Origin of the sequence: uncultured Clostridium sp., assembly GCF_963515715.1 — a bacterium.
Taxonomy (GTDB): domain Bacteria; phylum Bacillota; class Clostridia; order Clostridiales; family Clostridiaceae; genus Clostridium_AW.
Map to the genome: position 1 here is coordinate 24,207 of NZ_CAUPZS010000027.1, position 20,621 is coordinate 44,827.

General features: G+C 30.2%; 23 protein-coding genes, 1 tRNA gene and 2 other annotated features. Of the genes, 10 read left to right on the forward strand and 14 right to left on the reverse strand.

The window, feature by feature from the left end; all coding sequences use genetic code 11:
- Position 1 precedes the first annotated feature (1 nt).
- On the reverse strand, positions 2-577 hold the full coding sequence (locus RYO54_RS16045; protein WP_315121000.1) for a LemA family protein: 576 nt from the start codon (positions 575-577) through the stop codon (positions 2-4).
- A 135-nt stretch (positions 578-712) separates the two neighbouring features.
- On the opposite strand from RYO54_RS16045, the gene RYO54_RS16050 reads away from it, so the two are divergent.
- The gene (locus tag RYO54_RS16050) at positions 713-1,954 is read left to right on the forward strand and encodes a competence/damage-inducible protein A (RefSeq protein WP_315121004.1); all 1,242 of its coding nucleotides are present in this window, start codon (positions 713-715) and stop codon (positions 1,952-1,954) included.
- Between the two features lie 92 nt (positions 1,955-2,046).
- Here the strand turns inward: RYO54_RS16050 and nth are convergent, their stop codons facing one another.
- The 7 genes from nth to RYO54_RS16085 form a co-directional block, all read right to left on the reverse strand.
- Positions 2,047-2,682, reverse strand: a complete 636-nt coding sequence (gene nth, locus RYO54_RS16055) for an endonuclease III (RefSeq protein WP_315121006.1) — start codon at positions 2,680-2,682, stop codon at positions 2,047-2,049.
- 98 nt (positions 2,683-2,780) lie between these two features.
- On the reverse strand, positions 2,781-3,491 hold the full coding sequence (locus RYO54_RS16060) for a lysophospholipid acyltransferase family protein (RefSeq protein ID WP_315121008.1): 711 nt from the start codon (positions 3,489-3,491) through the stop codon (positions 2,781-2,783).
- 46 nt (positions 3,492-3,537) lie between these two features.
- Positions 3,538-4,512 carry a tRNA epoxyqueuosine(34) reductase QueG gene (queG, locus tag RYO54_RS16065; protein ID WP_315121011.1) on the reverse strand — a complete coding sequence of 325 codons (975 nt, stop codon included), beginning with the start codon at positions 4,510-4,512 and terminating at the stop codon, positions 3,538-3,540.
- Between the two features lie 31 nt (positions 4,513-4,543).
- Positions 4,544-5,062 carry a serine O-acetyltransferase EpsC gene (gene epsC / locus RYO54_RS16070; RefSeq protein WP_315121014.1) on the reverse strand — a complete coding sequence of 173 codons (519 nt, stop codon included), beginning with the start codon at positions 5,060-5,062 and terminating at the stop codon, positions 4,544-4,546.
- An 83-nt stretch (positions 5,063-5,145) separates the two neighbouring features.
- Positions 5,146-5,383, reverse strand: a binding site (T-box leader).
- 60 nt (positions 5,384-5,443) lie between these two features.
- Positions 5,444-6,139 (reverse strand): spore cortex-lytic enzyme, encoded by a 696-nt coding sequence (gene sleB, locus RYO54_RS16075; RefSeq protein ID WP_315121017.1) that lies wholly within the window; start codon positions 6,137-6,139, stop codon positions 5,444-5,446.
- A 112-nt stretch (positions 6,140-6,251) separates the two neighbouring features.
- Positions 6,252-7,208 carry a YegS/Rv2252/BmrU family lipid kinase gene (locus RYO54_RS16080; protein WP_315121020.1) on the reverse strand — a complete coding sequence of 319 codons (957 nt, stop codon included), beginning with the start codon at positions 7,206-7,208 and terminating at the stop codon, positions 6,252-6,254.
- 138 nt (positions 7,209-7,346) lie between these two features.
- Positions 7,347-7,778, reverse strand: coding sequence for a CBS domain-containing protein (locus RYO54_RS16085; RefSeq protein ID WP_315121023.1), 432 nt, complete (start codon positions 7,776-7,778; stop codon positions 7,347-7,349).
- Positions 7,779-7,932: 154 nt separating this feature from the next.
- Here RYO54_RS16085 and pssA point away from each other — a divergent pair, with 154 nt between their 5' ends.
- Positions 7,933-8,445, forward strand: coding sequence for a CDP-diacylglycerol--serine O-phosphatidyltransferase (gene pssA / locus RYO54_RS16090; RefSeq protein ID WP_315121025.1), 513 nt, complete (start codon positions 7,933-7,935; stop codon positions 8,443-8,445).
- 42 nt (positions 8,446-8,487) lie between these two features.
- On the opposite strand, the gene RYO54_RS16095 is transcribed toward pssA, so the two are convergent.
- Both RYO54_RS16095 and RYO54_RS16100 read right to left on the reverse strand, forming a co-directional pair.
- Positions 8,488-8,817 (reverse strand): hypothetical protein, encoded by a 330-nt coding sequence (locus tag RYO54_RS16095; protein ID WP_315121027.1) that lies wholly within the window; start codon positions 8,815-8,817, stop codon positions 8,488-8,490.
- 83 nt (positions 8,818-8,900) lie between these two features.
- The gene (locus RYO54_RS16100) at positions 8,901-10,553 is read right to left on the reverse strand and encodes a nucleoside kinase (protein WP_315121030.1); all 1,653 of its coding nucleotides are present in this window, start codon (positions 10,551-10,553) and stop codon (positions 8,901-8,903) included.
- A gap of 132 nt (positions 10,554-10,685) precedes the next feature.
- Between RYO54_RS16100 and RYO54_RS16105 the strand changes: the two genes are divergently transcribed.
- The 3 genes from RYO54_RS16105 (at position 10,686) to fba (ending at position 12,811) form a co-directional block, all read left to right on the forward strand.
- Entirely contained in the window at positions 10,686-11,363 is a 678-nt protein-coding gene (locus RYO54_RS16105; protein ID WP_315121032.1) for a DUF421 domain-containing protein, read from the forward strand.
- Between the two features lie 19 nt (positions 11,364-11,382).
- A complete protein-coding gene (locus tag RYO54_RS16110) occupies positions 11,383-11,763 on the forward strand; it encodes a DUF4363 family protein (RefSeq protein ID WP_315121034.1) in 381 nt (126 codons plus the stop codon).
- Between the two features lie 103 nt (positions 11,764-11,866).
- Positions 11,867-12,811, forward strand: a complete 945-nt coding sequence (gene fba, locus RYO54_RS16115) for a class II fructose-1,6-bisphosphate aldolase (protein ID WP_315121037.1) — start codon at positions 11,867-11,869, stop codon at positions 12,809-12,811.
- Between the two features lie 155 nt (positions 12,812-12,966).
- On the opposite strand, the gene RYO54_RS16120 is transcribed toward fba, so the two are convergent.
- From RYO54_RS16120 to RYO54_RS16130, 3 genes are all read right to left on the reverse strand, one after another.
- Positions 12,967-14,001 (reverse strand): nucleoid-associated protein, encoded by a 1,035-nt coding sequence (locus RYO54_RS16120; RefSeq protein ID WP_315121040.1) that lies wholly within the window; start codon positions 13,999-14,001, stop codon positions 12,967-12,969.
- A 160-nt stretch (positions 14,002-14,161) separates the two neighbouring features.
- Complete coding sequence (locus tag RYO54_RS16125) at positions 14,162-14,440, reverse strand: spore coat protein (RefSeq protein WP_315121042.1); 279 nt, start codon at positions 14,438-14,440, stop codon at positions 14,162-14,164.
- 26 nt (positions 14,441-14,466) lie between these two features.
- Positions 14,467-14,673, reverse strand: a complete 207-nt coding sequence (locus tag RYO54_RS16130; protein ID WP_315121046.1) for a hypothetical protein — start codon at positions 14,671-14,673, stop codon at positions 14,467-14,469.
- Positions 14,674-14,836: 163 nt separating this feature from the next.
- On the opposite strand from RYO54_RS16130, the gene RYO54_RS16135 reads away from it, so the two are divergent.
- Genes RYO54_RS16135 through RYO54_RS16145 form a run of 3 tightly spaced genes read left to right on the forward strand, consistent with a single transcriptional unit; the run spans position 14,837 to position 16,882 of the window.
- Complete coding sequence (locus RYO54_RS16135; RefSeq protein WP_315121048.1) at positions 14,837-15,382, forward strand: CYTH domain-containing protein; 546 nt, start codon at positions 14,837-14,839, stop codon at positions 15,380-15,382.
- A gap of 2 nt (positions 15,383-15,384) precedes the next feature.
- Entirely contained in the window at positions 15,385-16,263 is an 879-nt protein-coding gene (locus RYO54_RS16140; protein WP_315121051.1) for a DUF5685 family protein, read from the forward strand.
- Complete coding sequence (locus RYO54_RS16145; protein ID WP_315121054.1) at positions 16,247-16,882, forward strand: DnaJ domain-containing protein; 636 nt, start codon at positions 16,247-16,249, stop codon at positions 16,880-16,882. The genes RYO54_RS16140 and RYO54_RS16145 overlap by 17 nt, the downstream gene beginning before the upstream one ends.
- 36 nt (positions 16,883-16,918) lie before the next feature.
- On the opposite strand, the gene RYO54_RS16150 is transcribed toward RYO54_RS16145, so the two are convergent.
- Positions 16,919-17,323 (reverse strand): hypothetical protein, encoded by a 405-nt coding sequence (locus RYO54_RS16150; protein ID WP_315121057.1) that lies wholly within the window; start codon positions 17,321-17,323, stop codon positions 16,919-16,921.
- A 145-nt stretch (positions 17,324-17,468) separates the two neighbouring features.
- Here RYO54_RS16150 and RYO54_RS16155 point away from each other — a divergent pair.
- A tRNA-Gln gene (locus tag RYO54_RS16155) sits at positions 17,469-17,544 on the forward strand.
- Between the two features lie 90 nt (positions 17,545-17,634).
- Positions 17,635-17,840 (forward strand) — a binding site (T-box leader).
- A gap of 62 nt (positions 17,841-17,902) precedes the next feature.
- On the forward strand, positions 17,903-20,341 hold the full coding sequence (gene leuS, locus RYO54_RS16160; RefSeq protein WP_315121059.1) for a leucine--tRNA ligase: 2,439 nt from the start codon (positions 17,903-17,905) through the stop codon (positions 20,339-20,341).
- The last annotated feature ends 280 nt before the right edge of the window (positions 20,342-20,621 follow it).

Below are 20,621 nucleotides of genomic sequence, written 5' to 3' on the forward strand. Positions count from 1 at the left end.
ACTACTTACCTGTATTAAAATCTACTTTAGGTACTTCCTTGGCTCCTTCAGTTGCCTTATAATATTGTTTTTCTTCAAATCTAAAAATTGAAGCTACTACTGAACTAGGGAATTTTACTATTTTACTATTATACTCAGCTACAGTAGCATTATAGTCTTTTCTAGCTATATTAATTCTGTTCTCTGTTCCTTCTAATTGAACCATTAAACTTCTAAAGTTTTCATTGGATTTAAGCTCAGGATAGTTCTCTACTACTACAAGTAATCTTGAAAGAGCACCTGATAATTCGCTATCCGCATTAGCTCTTTCATTTACAGTATTAGCTCCTCCAAGTTTTGCTCTAGCACTTGTTACATCTGCAAGAATTTGTTGCTCCTGCTTTGCAAACCCCTTAACTGTTTCCACTAAATTAGGGATTAAATCTGATCTCCTTTGAAGATCACTTTCTATATTTGATTCAGCTGTTTTAACCTTCTGTTCTAAGCCTACCATCTTGTTATAACTTGATATAACTGGAGATATTAGTAGTATCAACACCCCAATTACTATAAGTATATTTCTTAATGTTTTATTCATTCATATACCTCCTCTTGTAAGTACCTATAAGATATTATATATATTCTACTTTAAAAAATACCCTTACTTCAAGAATATAATATTTATTTAATAATAATTTAATGTTATGTTTATATTATACAAGGAGGGATTTATATGATTGGCGAAATAATTTCTATAGGAACTGAAATTTTATTAGGAGATATTTTAAACACTAATGCTGAGTACTTATCTAAAAGATTAGCCAATTTAGGTATTTATCTTTATCATCAATCCGTAGTAGGAGACAATGCCCAAAGGCTAAAGCAGGAGTTAGAAAGGGCTTTTAGTCGTTCAGATTTAGTTGTAGCTACTGGAGGTCTGGGACCCACTAAAGATGATCTGACCAAAGAGATAGGGGCGGAGTACTTTAATATATCTATGGAGCTCCATGAAGAATCTTATATAAAATTAACTGAATATTTTAAAAAGCAAAATAGAAAACTTACAGAAAACAATATAAAACAAGCATATTTCCCAGTAGGCTCTACAATACTTCCTAACCATTTTGGCACTGCTCCAGGGTGCATAATAAATAAAAATGGTAAAACTTTAATACTGCTTCCTGGTCCTCCAAAAGAAAATATACCTATGTTTGAAAACTATGTTGTACCCTATATTAATAAGATTTCTAATCATACATTAATATCTAAAACTCTAAGAATTTGCGGCATGGGCGAATCAATGGTGGCAACAAAAATAAATGATATAATCGACAATCAGTCTAATCCAACAGTGGCTCCCTATGCAAAAGATAATGAGGTTACATTAAGAATAACCGCTAAAGCTAATAGTAAAGAGGATGGAGAGAAACTTATAGCTCCTATGGAAAGTAAAATAAGAAATATATTAGGAGATAATATATACGGTATTAATGAGGATACATTAGAAGGGGTAGTAGGAAAAATACTTATAGAAAACAATTTAACTATATCTGTAGCTGAATCTTGTACAGGGGGACTACTTTGTGGAAGGTTAGTAAACTATCCTGGCATATCAAAAGTCTTGATAGAAGGCTGCGTAACCTATAGCAATGATTCAAAAATCAGTAGGCTTGGAGTAAGGGAAACCACCTTAGAAAAGTTTGGAGCAGTAAGTGAAGAAACTGCAGAAGAGATGGCAGAGGGAATAGCTAAAACTTCTAACTCCAATATAGGAATTTCTACTACTGGTATAGCTGGCCCCGCTGGTGGCACTGATGAGAAACCATTAGGTTTAGTTTACGTAGGCATCTACATAAATGGTGAAACTTTTGTAAAAAAGCTTAATCTATCCGGTAATAGACAGACTATAAGAGAAAGAACTGTAACTTTTTCTTTAGATTGGCTGAGAAGACTTCTCAAGGAAAAATTTCTTTAATCCATGGTAATTTACAATAAAATTGAGAGTTAAAATATTAATTTTTTAATTTAAAATTTTTATTTTAACTCTCAACTCTAAATTTTTAATTCTTAATTTTCAATTAAAGAAAAGTATTCACAATAAGGAGCTATAGGACATTCCTCACATTTAGGCTTTCTAGCAACACATATATTTCTTCCATGCCATATTAAAAAATGATGGGCATCGCTCCATAATTCTCTAGGTATGTTATTCATAAGTTCCTGTTCAACGGCTTCGGGGGTTTTTCCCTTAGCTATTCCTATTCTATTTGATACTCTAAACACATGCGTGTCTACAGCTATTGCTGGAACACCAAAAGCATTAGATAACACTACATTTGCAGTTTTTCTACCTACTCCAGGTAATTTTATTAAATCCTCCATGATGCTAGGTACTTTACTCCCATAGTCTTCTATTAATTCTCTTGAAGTTTTTAATATGTTTTTGCTTTTACTTTTATATAGTCCACAAGTTTTTATTTTTTCTCCTAATTCTTCTTCTGATAAAGCTACCATTTTTTCTGGAGTATTATACTCTTTAAACAATTCTTCTGTCACAATATTTACTCTAACATCAGTACATTGAGCGGACAGTATGGTAGCTATTAAAAGTTCGTAAGAAGAATTAAAATGAAGTGCACACTTTGCATTAGGATAAGTATGCATTAATGTATTTAATATTTTATCTATCCTATCTTTATCCAATACTTATCACCTACTTTTAAATAAAAATTATTTTCCTCAGAACAATACCTGAATATAAATTTAGATGAAGTTCCTTTACAGAACCTCATCTTTATATATTACCTGTTATCCAATTTATATACTCCTTGATACTCCTCTGGCAAAAGAGCCGCTATACCATACATAAAATGATTAAGGGTTCTTTCTTCATATTGATGCTTATCTTCTCCTTCTTCCCTGCTTGGTGCTTCTATAGGCTTTCCTATTGTAACTTTAACCTTTGCATGTTGGAATTTTTCAGAGCCCATATCTTTTTCACTTATTGGTAAAAGCTTTTCCGTACCTGTCATAGCCATAGGTATAACAGTGGCTTTAGATAGTTTTTGTATCAAAACTACACCTTTTTTCCCTTCTATCATACTCCCTACTCTACTTCTAGTTCCTTCTGGGAAAATCAAAACATTATTGCCTCTCTTTAGAGTTTTTACAATATTAGAAATTGCTTCCTTATCTGCTGTATTAGGTTTTATTGTAATGTTTTTTGTTATCTTTATTCCTAAATTAGTTAAAGGATTATCAGAAAGTTTTATTCCTGCTACAAAGGTTAAATCTTGATCTTTTAACACTTCATTTATAACTAAAGCATCCGAATTGCTCAAGTGATTACATATAAATAAAACTGGTTTTTTTAACTCTTTTAAGTTCTCTAATCCTTCTACTTCTATATCTGCATATTTATCTAAATATCCTGCTAATATTTTTTTAGCTATATATACTACTACCCCTTCTGGAAGGCATGAAATTAGCTTAGCCATTTTGGGCGAAATCATAGACGCTCCACCTTTCGTAAAAGATTATATAATTAAATTATAGTTTCTAAAGTCCTAAAAGTCTATTATAATAATCCTTTAAATAAGGTGAGCTAATATCTTTATCTAAGCTTTGGTCAAGTTTACCATCTACAAAAGTATTTATCATGGCATTTCTAATTATAATATTTTTTCCTCTCCAGCCGCTAGAAGTCAACCTGTACCTTTCTTTAAATGTTTTATTATCTAATCTTATCAATTCTTCTAAATTAGGATTTTTCATAAAAGTAAAAGGTTTAAACTCCTTAATATTTGATTCAATAACTTCCTTATTATGAGGACATGCAATTTGACAAGTATCACATCCAAACATCCTACCATTAAATAATTCAAACCATTCCTTTTCAATATGCTTCTTTTGAGTAATATAGGATAAACAAACGTTTGGATTGCTAATGCCTTCCTTTATAGACTTAGTTGGGCATGACTTTAAGCATAAATCACACTCACCACACTTAGATGGCATCTTCTCATCCTCCTCTAGTTCTAAGTCTGTAATTATCTCACCTAAAAATACAAAAGAACCGTATTTTTTTGTTATTAGCATATTATTTTTACCTATAAAACCTACACCACATAAATTAGCAATATATCTTTCTGGCAATGGATTACTATCAACGAAATATTTAAAATTACCTCCTAGCTGAGAAATATATTCACCTATTTGTTTTAGATAATTTATCACTACACTATGATAATCTTGTCCTAGTGTATACTTAGAAAAATAAATGTGATTTGTAGTATTCTCATCATTAAATAAATAGGGGAATGCTATAGAAATAATGCTTTTTCCGCCTTCTAAAAAACTTTCTAAATTTACTCTTGATTCAATATCTGAGCTTTCAAACTCATTTTCTAATCCACTGTTTTTTCTATATATAAGATTTTCCTCTAATTCCGTCAATCTTCTAATAGATGTAACTCCTAAGGTGTCTAAGCCTAAAGATTTACAGAAGTTTACTATCTTTTCTTTATTATTCATTTCATTTTCTCCAAAAATATATTTTTATATTTTACTCTTGGTGCCCAACTATTTTTGCAGGTATACCCACTGCTGTACTGTTAGCTGGAATGTCTTTTAGCACTACGGCATTAGCGCCAATTTTTGAATTATCCCCTAAAGTAATTGGTCCTAATATCTTAGCTCCGCTTCCTATTATAACGTTATTCCCAACAGTTGGATGCCTCTTTCCTTTATTCTTTCCTGTTCCACCTAAAGTAACACCATGATACATTACTACATTATCTCCTATTTCTGCTGTTTCACCTATTACTACACCCATTCCGTGGTCTATAAATAAACCTTTCCCTATTTTAGCCCCTGGGTGTATTTCTATACCTGTCAAATGCCTGGACAATTGTGATACTAATCTTGCAAAGAAAAACATTTTGCGTTTATAAAAAAAGTTAGCAATTCTATGATTTATACCTGCATGAATACTAGGATATAACAAAAAAACTTCTAATCTATTTCTTGCTGCGGGATCATTTTTCATAATAGAATCTATATCATATTTGATACTCATAAACATAAAACCCTCCATCGATAAAAATTATATTTAATTTAAAAAATATTAGATTATAACTCTGCAAAAACAAAAAACTTCACCTCCAAAATAGAGGCGAAGTAAATTTTTCGCTGTTCCACTCTACAAAAAGTAAAATGTATTAATACATTCAAGCACTTTTAAATGCTCTATTACTATAACGGGTAATCCCGATGCAGCCTACTATATTCGGTGCACTACTCCAAAGGGCACTTCACATATACTTTCAATAGAAATCCTCTCAGCATAATAAATTTCCTCTCTGTATATTCCATATATGTTACTTTCCTTCTTCAATGTATTTCCGACTGTTTCACTATGATTTATATAATTATTATATTCTAATTGATGTATTTGTCAACCACTTTATTTGCAAAATCTATGCTTTCCAATAACTTTAATTAAAGGTCTAGACCATATCCAACTACTAGTTGCCGTTACTGGATTAAAATAGTACATCGCGCCTCCTGAAGGATCCCACCCATTCAAAGCATCATTAGCTGCTCTTATACTATCTGGTTGCATTGCAGCATTTATCTGCCCATCTGCTATAGCTGTAAATGCTAGTGGTTGATATATTACTCCTGCTATAGTATTAGGGAATCTAGAGTCTCTGACTCTATTTAGCACTACTGCTCCAACAGCTACTTGACCTTCGTAAGGTTCACCACGAGCCTCACCATTTATCAGTCTTGCTAGTAGCTGAACATCTTGATTAGATGTACCAGGATTGGTACCAGTTGTATTTGGATTGACACCTAAAGCGGCTAAAGTGGCACTTCCCACTATTCCATCTACCGCCAATCCATTTTTACCTTGAAACTTTTGTACAGCTTGAAAAGTTTGGTAGCCATATATTCCATCTACTGCCCCATCATAGTACCCCCAATTTTTAAGCTTTCTTTGTATTTCAGATACAACGTCACCTCTTGAACCATAATAATATGTAACTACGCTTAAAGCTTTATTATAGGGAGCGAAATATATAATAGTACTGAAATAGGTTATTAAGGCTACCATCATATAGAGAACGATCTTTTTAAAAGAAAAATATTTCTTCATGTTAATACACTCCTCAGTAAATGTTAATTTTTCTTATCTTATTTTTTACCTAAGAGCGTAAAAAAATACATTTATTTTATAAATTTAATAAAAATAAAAAATCACCAAGGAATTACTCAGTGATTCTTTTTATATCCATTTTAGGTTTTGTTAATATTCTACTTCTTTTTTTAGGATTATGCTTTGTATTTACGGCTCCCAATATTTCTATTCCATCTTTTATGCATTCTATGCTCAAAGGGAAGTCTGGTCCCTTCTCTCCATCTATATCAGTAACTATATCTTCGTAACATTCAATATGTAGTTTATTTGTTTTAAAATACAATAGGTTTGGCACATTCTCTAGATGATCTCCCTTTAACATGCTTATAAATAATGGTATTAAATCTATAAGCGCACCTGCTTGAATTATTATTACATCTAGCATACCATCATCAACTTCAGCCTTGTATGCAAGATGTAGATTTCCAGCAGTTTGACCATTAAAAACCAATATAAGATACATATCCCCATCGTAATTTATCTCATCTGAACTAACTTTAATCTTCAACTTTCTAAAGTTAGGGATTTGTTCTATTCCTTTTACATAATAAGCTAATTTACCTAAATTATTTTTTAAATTTGTATCAGTTTTTTGAGATATATCTGTAAACAACCCCGCGCTTGCTACGTTAATGAAATATTTATCATTTACTTTTCCTATATCTATTTTTTTAGGTATGCTATTTAGTATTTGCTCACACGCTTCCCCTATATCTGTAGGCATTCCTATAAATTTTGCAAAATCATTTGCAGTACCTACAGGCAATATTGCAATAGGCAGATCAATGTCCTTTTCTTTAATAAAGTTTACTATGCTATCTACCGTTCCATCTCCACCTGCAATTAATATATATTTATAATTTTTATTTATATCTTCAAAGGCACTCTCCAAAGTATAATTCATACTTATTCTATAAGGTACTACGGTGTATCCATACTTTTGATGAATTGTTATAATTCTATCTAAATCATTTATAATTGAGTTTTCCCCCGAATATGGATTATAAATAAATTTTACCTTATTCATATTAAGTCTCTCCTATTTTTTATAATATGCATATATTATTATAGCATTATACAATATCTATGTCATCAAAAGTATAGATGATAAACGTAAATAGTCATTTAAAATCTATTTACGTTTATCTCTTAAAATCTTAATTTTCTACTGTATACTAGGGCTGCTTGGTTCTGATATATTTGTCAATGTTTCTCCTGCTTTATTTGATAAATTTGGCTCTACTGATAGATCTCCTAATGATAGCATTCCAACTAAAGAATTATTTTCAACAACTGGTAGTCTTCTTATTTGTCTTTCACTCATTATTCTAGCAGCTTCTTTTGCCTCTATTTCTGGACTTACTATTACAGGGTTAGAGCTCATTATATCTCTTACCGTTTGCCTTTGAGCATTTTCTCCTTCTGCTGCGGATCTTAAAGCTACATCTCTATCTGTTATTATTCCTATTACTTTATCTTCTTGGCAAATTGGAAGAGAACCTATATTATGTTCTCTCATCATCTGAGCTGCACGTTCCACAGTATCCTCAGGAGATAAAGTTGCTAAAGTCTTAGTCATAACATCCTTCACTTTCATTAAAAACACCTCCTAAAATATTTTACCCTTTAAGGTCATATAATATTTAGGGAAATTTAAAGATTAAAAATATCTTAAATTTACCTAAAAACTTAACGAAAATAAGTTATAATGTAGTATAATTAGGTATAAAGTTTTTAGGAGTGATAATCTAATGCAAAAAAATGCTTTACCAAACTTATTTACTTTTGGTAATTTATGTTGTGGTATTTTGTCTTTAATGATGACTTTTCAGGGTAATTATAAAAATGCTTGTTTATTCATATTATTAGCTGGATTGATGGATAGATATGATGGAAGAGTTGCTAGATATTTACAGGTTAGTAGTGACCTTGGTAAGGAGCTTGATTCTCTTGCAGACTTAGTTTCCTTCGGTGTAGCTCCATCCATATTAGTCTTTAATATGCATAATTTCTCTGCTCTTGGCTTATTAGGATATCTTTTAGTTCTAGTATTCCCATTAGCAGGAGCTTATAGATTGGCAAGGTATAATACAACTGCTTTTGATGGCGCCTTTACAGGTGTTCCTATTACTGCAGCTGGTATGTTTATGGCTCTTTATTCCTTGCTTACCATGGATAGAATTATGAGTCCCGTCCTTACCATAACTTTAGTGGTGACATTCTCATATCTTATGGTAAGTAAATTAAAATTTAAAAAAGTTTAATTTAAAAATATAAAAGACTAACCCTTTGCTTCTTTCATAAGGTTAGTCTTTTAATTTTAATTCCTCATCTATTTCTGTTAGTATATTCTTAAGGTGAACTTTAGACTTAATTACATCTCCTTTTATCCTGCAATAATTAGTATACTCACAAGAACAATGTTCTAAAGCATCTATTATTTCATCAATGACGCATCCTAGGTCATTAGCCCTATCAATAGCATCTCGCACGTCTTTCTTTCTAGCTAATGCTATGCCATTTAATTCCCCCGCTCCTCCAACAAGCAGTCTATATGAATTAACTAGCTTCGCTAGAAGTTCAGTTAAATTATTTATATCTCCATAATACCCTTCCACTACTCTTCTATGATTCATTTTACACACCACATATAAAACTTAATTTATATTTATCTATATGGAAAGAAATATAATTTTATTACCTATTATTGTTGATAATGCTATTTGAAATAACTCCCTCCAACAAACTCTCTTAATATAGAATTATCAGGTACATGCTTTACATCTACATCCTTAAAAAAGTTTAAAAAGCTCTTTAATCTGGAAGCTTCATGATAAATTGGACTAGAAGGCGCAACTTTGTTTAGTTCCTTTAATGCATACTGTCTTAAGACACACAACTCATAAACTAAAGTAGAATTAAACATAACATCAGCATTTTCTTGAAATACAAATATATTTTTTTCTTCTCCTCGTCTAATAGAAGGCCACATATTTAAAGTATCTTCAGCACTATATCCTCTAAATAAGAAATCCCTTACTATTCTTCTTATTATTCTTACATCTGTTGTAGCTATTCTATTGTGATCATCTAAATTTAATTGCGTTAAAGCACTTATATAAATCTTAAATTTTTTGTTCGTAGATACGGAGGAAGTTAACATTTCGTTTAATCCATGTATTCCTTCTACTATAAGCACACCATTTTCAGGAAGTTTTACTTTATGCCCTTGCCATTCTCTTTTTCCAGTTATAAAATTATAACTTGGCATTTCCACCTCTTCTCCCTCTAATATAGAGATAAGATGTTTATTAAATAGCTCTAAATCCAAGGCATTAATAGATTCAAAATCATACTCTCCAAACTCATCTTTAGGTGTTTTTTCTCTATCTATAAAATAATCGTCTAAACCTAAAGGAATTGGCATTAATCCGTTAACCCTTAATTGTATTCCTAATCTTTTTGCAAAAGTAGTTTTTCCTGATGAGGATGGACCTGCAATTAAAACTAGTTTAACATCCTCTCTCTCATGTATCATATCTGCTATATAAGCTGCCTTTTTTTCATGCAATGCTTCTGATACTCTTATAATATTATAAACTTCTCCGCTCTCAACTTTATCATTTAAGGAACCTACATCTCCAACCTCTAATATTTTCCCCCACTCTTCAGTTTCTTTAAATATTTTAGCTAGTTTTTTATGTTCTACAAATTCTGATATTTCTTTAGGATTGTTTTCTGTAGGATACCTTAATATAAATCCTGGTTCATAATACATTAAATCAAAAACTTCTATCACTCCTGTTGAATATGCCATAGGTCCATAAAAATAATCATATCTTCCCTCTAGTTCATATAATTTTACTTCATCTGCCCTTACATGTCTTAATAATCTAACCTTATCCTCCATCTTGTAATCTTCAAATATTTTTATAGCTTCTTCTCTTTCAAGTGCAATTTTATTTATACGAGAATTTCTTCCTATTATTTGCTTCATACTCTCTTTGACTTTTCTTAAGTCCTCTTCAGTAAGAGGCGTATCTTTACTAACTTCGCAATAAAGCCCTTTACTTAGGGAATGTTCTATAGATATTCTCGCTTCTGGAAATAAATTAAGTACTGCCTTTATTAGCACGAATTGCAGTGTTCTTGCATAGGTTCTCATGCCTATATTACTGCTAATATCTAATGGTTCAAGGCTATTTTCACCATCAATTATATGGGCTAATTCGCAAATATCTTCACCGACCTTGGCCAAAACTACTGGTATATCCTTTTCCATAGAATTTTCATCTATTATCTCAGCAATAGAGCTTCCTTTTTCTACTTGAATATTCTCTCCGCTTTTTAGTTTTAATTGTATTTTTTCCATAAATTTATCCCCCATTTCAAGTCGATATAATATAATTATAACTCATTATACTGATTTTTTTCAAAATTAACTCTTACTAAGTTATATTTTTGAGTTTTATTCAAATAATATAATCTACAGGGAGTGATATGATTGTTTACAGTGTTGATTAGAACTATAATATTATATTTTTTAGTAATTGCAGCCATGAGACTAATGGGTAAAAAACAAATAGGCCAATTAGAACCTTTTGAATTAGCCATTACCATAATGATTTCTGAACTTGCAGCCCTACCAATGCAAGATACAAGAATTCCTATCATACATGGAGTAATACCTATTATTACTCTTGTTTTGTTACAGACTATTTTAGCTATACTACAACTTAAGAGTGAATTTATAAGAAAATTAATTAATGGAACACCAAGTATATTGATAAAGAATGGCGAAATAGATATTAATGAATTAAGGTATCAAAGGTTTAATGTAAATGATCTTATGGAGGAATTGAGATTAAATGGATATTATAATCTTTCGGATATAGAGTATGCAATACTAGAAACCAGCGGTCAACTATCTATAATACCTAAAACAAGTTTAACTCCACCTACTAAAGAGGATCTGAACATAAAAACTTCTCAAGATAGTTTACCAATTACTCTCATACTAGATGGAAAAATAAATCATAAAAATCTTAAATCCTTAGGGAAAAATACAAATTGGTTAGAAAAAAATCTAAATAAAAATGGTATAAAAAGCTTTAAAGAAGCCTTTATTGTTTTAATTGATTCTCATGGTAAATTATATTTTCAAAAAAGGTCAAAAAAATAATTTTAAAGGGTGAATATTTATGAGAAATGTGTTTATTTCGTTTTTTATATTTTTCTGCATGGTACTAGGAATGATATTCTCCTTAAATGCACTAGACAGAATATATGGCGATTTAGATAATTTGAATTCTAAATTAGAACAATCCATAGAAAAAGAAGATTGGGGAAATTCTAATTTATTGATTAATGAGATATCTGAAAAGTGGTATAAAGACTGTAATAAATTATACATTTTTTTAAATCATAATGAAATAGATAACATAAATAGTGAATTAAATAAATTGACACAATATGTTAAGTACAATAATAAAGAAGAATCTATGGCAAGTCTTTATGTTATTAAATTTTTCTTTCAACACACTTTAGATTTGGAGAAAATTAGTTACCAAAACATATTGTAGATTTACCATTATCGCCCCCATGGTTCTGGCAAATTTTAATATTATGATTTATAATAGATTTAATACGGTTGAACAATAAAAAATAATTAGAAGGTGGGATATTATGGCTTTAGTAACAACAAAAGACATGTTTGAGAAGGCCTTTAAAGGGAATTATGCTATAGGTGCTTTCAACATTAACAATATGGAAATAATTCAAGCGGTGGTTAATGCAGCGAAAGAAGAGAATTCTCCTGTAATTCTTCAGGTTTCTTCTGGAGCTCTTAAATATGCTGGTCCTAAGTATTTAAAACATATGGTAGATGCCGCTATTGAAGACACAGGAATAGATATAGCTCTTCATTTAGATCATGGAGCAAATATGGAACAGGTTAAACTAGCTATAGATACTGGATTTACCTCAGTTATGTTTGATGGTTCTCATTATGATTACGAAGAAAATGTTAGACTAACTAAAGAAGTAGTAGAATATGCTCATAGCAAAGGCGTTGTTGTAGAAGCAGAACTTGGAAAATTAGCTGGAGTAGAAGACGATGTAAAAGTTGCTAGTCATGAGGCTACTTACACAGATCCAGATCAAGCTGTAGACTTCGTAAAAAGAACAGGAGTGGATTCTTTAGCAATAGCTATAGGAACAAGCCACGGTGCTTATAAGTTTAAAGGAGAAGCTAAGCTTGATTTTGAAAGACTTGAATCTATAACTGAAAAACTTGAAGCAGATGGTATTAAAAACTTTCCAATAGTATTACATGGTGCATCTTCCGTTGAACAGAAGTACGTTGCTATGTGTAATGAATATGGTGGTGAAATAGGAGGAGCTAAAGGAGTTCCAAATGAAATGTTAAGAAAAGCTGCTTCTATGGCAGTATGTAAAATTAACATGGATACAGATTTAAGACTTGCAATGACAGCATCTGTTAGAAGAATTATGGCTGAAAATCCAAAGGAAATAGATCCTAGAAAATATTTAGGTGCCGCAAGAGAATCAATCCAAGAATTAGTTAAAAATAAAATTAAAAATGTTTTAGGTTCTTCAAATACACTTTAATCTAAGTGAAAAATCAAAAATTAAAAGTTAAAAATAATTGATGGGATTTTAGCAAAGCTAAAATCCCTTTTATTTATAATTTAAGGATTCCCTGCAAGGGAATCTCATCCTCTACTCTTCATTCTTCAATCTTCACTCTTAACTCACGAATGAAGTTATTTCTCAATATAATTAATAATATTTTTTATAACAATGTTTATGGTTCCATCCCCATTTCTTTGAATTTGAAACTTATTAACATCAGTATAAGCCTCTTCATTTATATATAAATCTATATCCCTATCGATTTTAAGTCTGGTTCTTTTATATTTTTTCTCAACCCAATCCTTGTCTACCTCTATTTTTTCTTTAACTCCCTCTGAATAAATATAATTCATATAATTAGATTGAGTTTCTTTATTGTCTCCAAATATGTCTTGTGATACCTGGTAAACATCTAAATCTTCCTCTTCCTTTAATTTCTTTCTTACACTGCTTCTAATTTTTTCAGCCTCTTCTGCATTTTCTTTTACATTTGTTCTTGTCCATTTTTCTGTAGCTACAAGGAATTTTTTTGTTAAATCTCTTTTATTATCAATTATAGTGCAGCCTAAAAATTTACTAATAAAATAGTTAGCACCATACTCTTCATCATCCTTTTTCTTTTGTTTATCTATTACATATAAATGAAAATCATCCTCTTCAAGTATGGGCTTTATAAAAGCACATTTCTGTATCCTCTGAGCGCTCGAAGGAAGTCCTGTCACTTCTGGGACAATTTCTATACCAATTTTATTCTCCACAAAGTTAACGCTATGGGTATAATTCTTTACATAATCCATTTTTATTATGCCTAAAAGAGGCCCCTGCTCTGTAGACAATGATACTACTATTAAATCTCCAGAAGGTATATTTACATTGGATTGCATTAATACAAAAAGCTGTCTTCCTATTTCTTTAGAAGTTTCAATTATATCCATTTGCCCATTCAAATACTCCATACTGATTTCTTTTACTATATTTCTTTCTTCATTAAATAATGCATATTTTAACTCCTCATCTTTTAGACATTTTTCAATGTGCTTTAATAAAAAGTTATATATTTCTTCATTTAAATTTAATTTACATTCATTTAATACTGGTTCATCTGCATTATTATCTAATATATGTATAACAGCCTCATTTATATTCACTTCATTAATATATTGCAAGTTTTCCACTTCCCTTTAATAATTATTATCTAGTTAATAGACATATTAATATTTATGATACTTAATTGTATGCTCCTTTTCAAGATTCGAACTTAAAAAGTATGTAATATAAAAAAACTAGGGAACTTTCTTTTATGAAAATTCCCTAGCAATTATATGATTATTTTAATTCTTGTTGCATTTGTGTTGTTTTTGATTTTATCTGTTGAACTTCATTGTCTGGAGCATCCTTTGTTTGATACCATCCCTTTTGCTTCATAGCGTCAAATACCTGATACTGTGTATTCTCTGCATTTTTAAAGTTGTTTAATAATACTGTTCTTAAATTTGGACAAGATGTTTCTGTTATTCCCGTACTATATGCTGAAATTGTTTGTTTTTCTGTAGCTAATAAGTCATCCATTAAATCCTTTTCGCTTAAATTTGGTGTATTATGCATAAGATTCCCTCCTAATTTTTTAATTATTACTGATGGCTCTCAAGGTATGACTTTAAATCATTAAAGTTTTGTTTATGGGTATTAGCCGCTTGATTGCATAAATCTTTTAATTTAGTATCTGTACAATACTGTGCATACAAATTAAATTTTTTGTTTAAAAGACACTCATAATTTAATTGATCTGATATAACCTTTAAATTATTGCTTTCTATTTGTTTGTTGGCTGTATTCATATTTTTACCTCCCATTTATAATTTTTTATATCTTACGGTATTTATTTTACCCTTTTAAAAAACAATTATTTATCTTTTAATTTTGTAAATAATGCATATACTTTTTAAGTGTACAAGGGAATAATTTATATGCTATAATCTCAATTAAATGGGAGTGATATATTTGAACGAACTTGAGGTTAAGATACTTAATATAGATTTAAACTATATTAGAAGAAAATTAAAAGAATTAAATTGTGAAAAAGTTAAAGAAGAAAACCAGATAAATAATCTTTTTGATTTTAAAAACAAAGATCTTTTAAAACAACAAGGATATGCAAGAATTAGGATAGTAGAAGATTTATTAAATAAAAAATACAAATACTATATGACAGTAAAAAAATTACTAAGCGATGAAAGATTTAAAATTATGGAAGAAAATGAAGTAATTATATCTGATCCTATTGAAGGAGAAATGATATTTAAATCATTAGGTTTAGAATTAACTCAAAGTATAAAAAAATACAGAGAAAGTTATAAGTATAAAAATTCATTAGTAGAAATAGACATTAACGATAAATCCTTTTGTCCTTTTCCCTATATTGAAGTTGAATCTCCTAACGAAAAAGAACTTGAAGAGGTTGTTCTAATGCTTGGGTATAAAATAGAGGATACAACATCTAAAAGTATATACGAACTAATCGAAATATTTAATAATAAGGGAATTTAATTATGTTTGGATATGTAACACCTTGTAAAATGGAATTAAAATTTAAAGATTATGAAAAATTTAAATCCTATTATTGTGGCCTTTGCAAAGCTATTAAAAATAATTTTGGTAATGTACCTAGATTTGTTTTGAATTATGATATGACATTTTTAGCTATATTACTACACTCAATTGATGAATCCCATCCTTCTTATGAATTACAACATTGTATGGTTCATCCATTGAAAAAAAAATTAGTACTTTTAGAAAATAAACCTTTAAAGTATGCAGCTTTCTGCAATGTAGTTTTGGCCTATTTTAAGTTAATAGATAATGTAAATGATGATAATTCCCTAAAAAGTAAAATGCTTACTTTAGTTTTAAAAAAATATATTGATAAAGATAATGATAAAGATAAGTTAGATTATATTGAGAAGACCCTTAATGAATTATATGTACTAGAAAGGCAAGGAATTCACTGCTCTATAGATGAATTAAGCCATCCTTTTGCCCATTTAACAGCATATATACTTTCATCATATATAACTGATAAGGATGAAGTCTCCGATACTCTTTATAATTTAGGATATAATTTAGGTAAATGGATTTATATTATAGACGCTTGGGATGACTTAGAAAAAGATATATTGCATAATAAATTTAATGCTATAAATTCTGCCTTTAATAAAGAAAATAAACCCTTTGAAGAGTTTAAATTAGATATAAAAAATAGAATTGACTTTATACTAACCTTTTGTGCAAGACAATGTCTTTATTACACTAAACAGCTTCCGATTAAAAAAAATGAAGAACTTTTATACAATATACTTCAATTTGGACTTATGGAAAAAATGGATAAAGTTTTTAAAAGGAGTGGAATATATAATGGGAAATCCATATGAGATATTAGGAGTTAGAGAGGGATCTTCTAAAGAAGATATAAAAAAAGCATATAGAGAGCTGGCAAAAAAATATCACCCAGATCAATATGGTGATAATCCTTTAAAAAATTTAGCTGAAGAGAAGATGCGTGAAATAAATGAAGCATATGATTATCTTATGAAAAATACTAATGACTATAATAGTTACAACAATAATTATAATAATAACAACAATAATTCCAATGATAATTATAGCCACCAGAGAAATGATGCTGTAAACTTTCATTCCATAAGAATGGATATACAATTAGGAAAACTTCATGAAGCTGAAGAAAAACTTTCAAGAATATCTTTAAGAAATGCAGAATGGAACTACTTAATGGGAATAATAAATCTAAAAAAAGGATGGTACGATGCTGCTAACAACTATCTTAGAACAGCATGTAGTATGGATCCTAGAAATACAGAATATAGAGATACATTTAATAGGATAAATAATATGAATAACACCTATAGGCAGCCATATCATAACAGCAGATATGGACGTGATTCAGAACTGTGTAATTTTTGCGCTACTTTATACTTTTTAGATTGTTGTTGCGAATGTTGTTGTGGTGGAGATATAATAAGCTGCTGTTAATATAGTATAACTGGGGGTATTATATATGAAAACTTCTTACTTAACTAGAGGCGGTATTCTTACTTCCCTAGGAGTAATTTTAGTATATATAAGTAGCATTGCTCCAACAAATAAACTCTTTTTATTGGTGGTAGCTTCTAGTTTAATTCCTTTAGCAGTAATCAGTACTAGCGTTAAAACTGGTATAGGTATATACTTAAGTACTTCTTTGTTAATTTTATTACTCATAGGCTTTAAATCTTCTGTTTTTTTATATATAGTATTTTTTGGTGTATACGGCTTAATAAAATTATTAATAGAAAAAATAGATAATTTACTTATAGAGTTAATACTTAAATTTATATTTTTTATCCTATGTCTCTCTTTAGCTTTTTTTGCTTTCTCAACTATTTTCCCTATTAATAACTTAAGTAATTTCCCTTTTCCACTACCTGTACTCATAATTTTAGTTGTATTATCATTTTTTTTATACGATTATACTTTAACGCTTTTCATACATAAGGTTTCAGATTTTTTTATTAAAAACAGTTGACAGTATATTATATTTTGATATAATAGTAAATGTCGATATTGACAAAATAACTGATGCCCATTAGCCAAACGGTAAGGCACCTGCCTCTGGAGCAGGCATTGTGTTGGTTCGAATCCAGCATGGGCAGCCATAAAACTCTTGAGAGATCAAGAGTTTTATTTTATATCCAATACATTCTTGACATTACTTTAATAGTATTATAGAATTATATAAATCAATATTCGAAACTGTGAACAGGAGTAGTAGTTTTTGATTCACTTTAAGAGAGCTATTGGCTGGTGAAAAGTAGCAGTGATAAAAAGCGAACTCGCCTGGGAGTTTATTTGCCCTAAAGGCAAATACGGTTTTTCCGTTATAAATTTCGAGTGAAAACCTCATCTAGGTTTTAATTAGAGTGGTACCGCGAAGCATACCTTCGTCTCTTTGGAGATGAAGGTTTTTTTATTTGAAATGGACACAATATAACAAAATGAAAAGGAGCGATAAATATGGGAAATTACGGAACTCGCATTGATACTAAATGGCAAGAGGAATGGGAGGAATCTAAACTTTATAAATTTGATAAAGACAAAAGTGGCGAAAAATTATATGTGCTTGAAATGTTCTCATATCCATCAGGTAGTAATCTTCATGCCGGTCATTGGTTCAACTATGGCCCAGTAGACTCTTGGGCAAGATTTAAACGAATGCAAGGATATAATATATTCCAACCTATGGGTTTTGACGCCTTTGGACTTCCAGCAGAGAATTACGCAATAAAAACTGGAATACATCCAAAGGATTCTACTGTAAAAAACATCGCAACAATGGAAAAACAATTAAAAGCTATGGGAGCTATGTTTAATTGGGAAAATGAAGTAATCACCTGTAATGAAGATTATTACAAATGGACTCAATGGTTGTTCTTAAAGCTATATGAAAAAGGATTGGCATATAGAAAGAACGCACCTGTTAACTGGTGCCCTAGCTGTAATACCGTTCTTGCTAATGAGCAGGTATTAGATGGTGAATGTGAAAGATGTTCTAGTGAAGTTACTAAGAAAGATTTGACTCAATGGTTCTTTAAAATTACTGATTACTCAGAAGAATTACTACAAAAACTTGATGAATTAGATTGGCCTGAAAAAACTAAGGCAATGCAAAAGCATTGGATAGGAAAATCTATAGGAGCTGAAGTAACCTTTAAAATGGCTGATTCAGATCTTTCCTTTGACGTATTCACCACTAGAGCAGATACATTATTTGGAGTTACTTATGTAGTATTAGCTCCTGAGAACCCATTAGTAGATAAAATTACAACAGAACAGTATAAAAAAGACGTAGAGGCTTATAAAGAAGATACAAAGAAACAATCTGAAATTGAAAGACAATCTATAACAAGAGAAAAAACTGGCGTATTTACAGGTGCCTATGCTATAAATCCTATAAACGGAAGAGAGGTTCCTGTTTGGGTTGCAGATTATGTATTAGCTACTTATGGTACCGGTGCTGTAATGGCTGTTCCTGCTCATGATGAAAGAGACTTTGCTTTTGCAACTAAATATGAACTTCCAATAGAGAGAGTTATTAAAGGTGGAGAAAGTCTTCCTTATGTTGACCATGGGATTATGGTAAATAGCGGTGAATTCGATGGCATGAACTCTGAAGAAGGAAGAGATGCTATAATAGCCAAATTAGAAAAAGACAGCCATGGAACTAAAAAAATAAACTACAGATTAAGAGACTGGTTAGTATCCAGACAAAGATATTGGGGAGCACCTATTCCAGTAGTATATTGTGATAAATGCGGAATTGTACCAATTCCAGAGGATCAACTTCCTGTTAAACTTCCATATGAGGTTGAATTTACACCTGATGGTAAGTCACCTTTAGCTAAGTGCGAAGATTTTATAAACACTACTTGTCCACATTGTGGTGCCCCAGCGAAAAGAGAAGCTGATACTCTTGATACATTTGTTTGTTCATCTTGGTATTACTTAAGATATGCAGACAATATGAATGATAAAGAAGCATTCAATACAGATATAATAAATAAAATTCTCCCTGTTGATAAATATGTTGGTGGTCCAGAGCATGCTTGTATGCATCTTCTTTATGCTAGATTTATCAATAAAGCTCTAAGAGATATGGGATATTTAAACTTTGATGAACCATTCTTGTCTTTAACTCATCAGGGCTTAATACTTGGGCCAGACGGACTTAAGATGAGTAAATCAAAGGGGAATACTATTTCACCTGATGACTATATTAAAGAATTTGGCTCCGATGTATTTAGAATGTATTTAATGTTTGGTTTTGATTACACTGAAGGTGGAGCTTGGAGTGACGATGGAATAAAATCCATAGGTAGATTTATTGATAGAGTGGAGAGAATATTAGACTCTAGCAGAGACTATATTAATAATGCTACGAACGGTAAAAATTCTATGGATAAATTAGAAAAAGAATTGAATTTTGTAAGACACTCCTCAATTAAAGCTATTACTGAAGATATGGATAAAATGCAGTTTAATACTTGTATAGCAAGAATTATGGAATATACAAATGCATTATCTAAATACATTAATGAAGAAAGTAAAAATCCTACTTTCTTAAAAGAGTGCTTAATAGATTTTATAAAATTACTTGCTCCTTTTGCTCCTCATTTCAGCGAAGAGCAATGGAATCTTTTAGATATGCCATTTTCTGTATTCAACGAAAAATGGCCAGTATTTAATGAAAGTGCATTAATTAAAGATGAAGTTGAAATAGCAATTCAAATCAACGGCAAAGTTAAAGGAAGAATTAATGTTCCTTCTGGACTTTCTGAAGATGAAATTAAATTAGCTGCACTAGCTTCTCCAGACACACAAAAAAATATAGCTGGAAAAGATTTAATGAAAGTAATTGTTATAAAAGGAAGACTTGTAAATATAGTTGTTAAATAAACCTTTATACAGTGAAGAGTTAATAATGAAAATTTAAGAATTAATGATGAAATTTTATCAAAGGTAGAATTTCTACTATTATAAAGACTGCTGATAAATTTGTATAAAAGCAAATTTATCAGCAGTCTTTTTTATATACTTAATGATCAGATCAGATTTTAGCCAAGATTAAATATAAATTGATATTACTAAAAAACAAAAGGAATTTTGCAATGCAAAATTCCCTCGTTTATTTTTCATTTTTGACTTTTAACTCTTCACTTAAAAAATACTTAGTATT

Coding starts and splice junctions, on each gene's coding strand:
- RYO54_RS16045 (WP_315121000.1), bottom strand. CDS start 577: ATGAATAAAACATTAAGAAATATACTTATAGTAATTGGGGTGTTGATA.
- RYO54_RS16050 (WP_315121004.1), top strand. CDS start 713: ATGATTGGCGAAATAATTTCTATAGGAACTGAAATTTTATTAGGAGAT.
- RYO54_RS16060 (WP_315121008.1), bottom strand. CDS start 3,491: ATGATTTCGCCCAAAATGGCTAAGCTAATTTCATGCCTTCCAGAAGGG.
- queG (WP_315121011.1), bottom strand. CDS start 4,512: ATGAATAATAAAGAAAAGATAGTAAACTTCTGTAAATCTTTAGGCTTA.
- epsC (WP_315121014.1), bottom strand. CDS start 5,062: ATGTTTATGAGTATCAAATATGATATAGATTCTATTATGAAAAATGAT.
- sleB (WP_315121017.1), bottom strand. CDS start 6,139: ATGAAGAAATATTTTTCTTTTAAAAAGATCGTTCTCTATATGATGGTA.
- RYO54_RS16080 (WP_315121020.1), bottom strand. CDS start 7,208: ATGAATAAGGTAAAATTTATTTATAATCCATATTCGGGGGAAAACTCA.
- RYO54_RS16085 (WP_315121023.1), bottom strand. CDS start 7,778: ATGAAAGTGAAGGATGTTATGACTAAGACTTTAGCAACTTTATCTCCT.
- pssA (WP_315121025.1), top strand. CDS start 7,933: ATGCAAAAAAATGCTTTACCAAACTTATTTACTTTTGGTAATTTATGT.
- RYO54_RS16095 (WP_315121027.1), bottom strand. CDS start 8,817: ATGAATCATAGAAGAGTAGTGGAAGGGTATTATGGAGATATAAATAAT.
- RYO54_RS16100 (WP_315121030.1), bottom strand. CDS start 10,553: ATGGAAAAAATACAATTAAAACTAAAAAGCGGAGAGAATATTCAAGTA.
- RYO54_RS16110 (WP_315121034.1), top strand. CDS start 11,383: ATGAGAAATGTGTTTATTTCGTTTTTTATATTTTTCTGCATGGTACTA.
- fba (WP_315121037.1), top strand. CDS start 11,867: ATGGCTTTAGTAACAACAAAAGACATGTTTGAGAAGGCCTTTAAAGGG.
- RYO54_RS16125 (WP_315121042.1), bottom strand. CDS start 14,440: ATGCATAATACACCAAATTTAAGCGAAAAGGATTTAATGGATGACTTA.
- RYO54_RS16130 (WP_315121046.1), bottom strand. CDS start 14,673: ATGAATACAGCCAACAAACAAATAGAAAGCAATAATTTAAAGGTTATA.
- RYO54_RS16140 (WP_315121051.1), top strand. CDS start 15,385: ATGTTTGGATATGTAACACCTTGTAAAATGGAATTAAAATTTAAAGAT.
- RYO54_RS16145 (WP_315121054.1), top strand. CDS start 16,247: ATGGGAAATCCATATGAGATATTAGGAGTTAGAGAGGGATCTTCTAAA.
- RYO54_RS16150 (WP_315121057.1), bottom strand. CDS start 17,323: ATGAGTACAGGTAGTGGAAAAGGGAAATTACTTAAGTTATTAATAGGG.
- leuS (WP_315121059.1), top strand. CDS start 17,903: ATGGGAAATTACGGAACTCGCATTGATACTAAATGGCAAGAGGAATGG.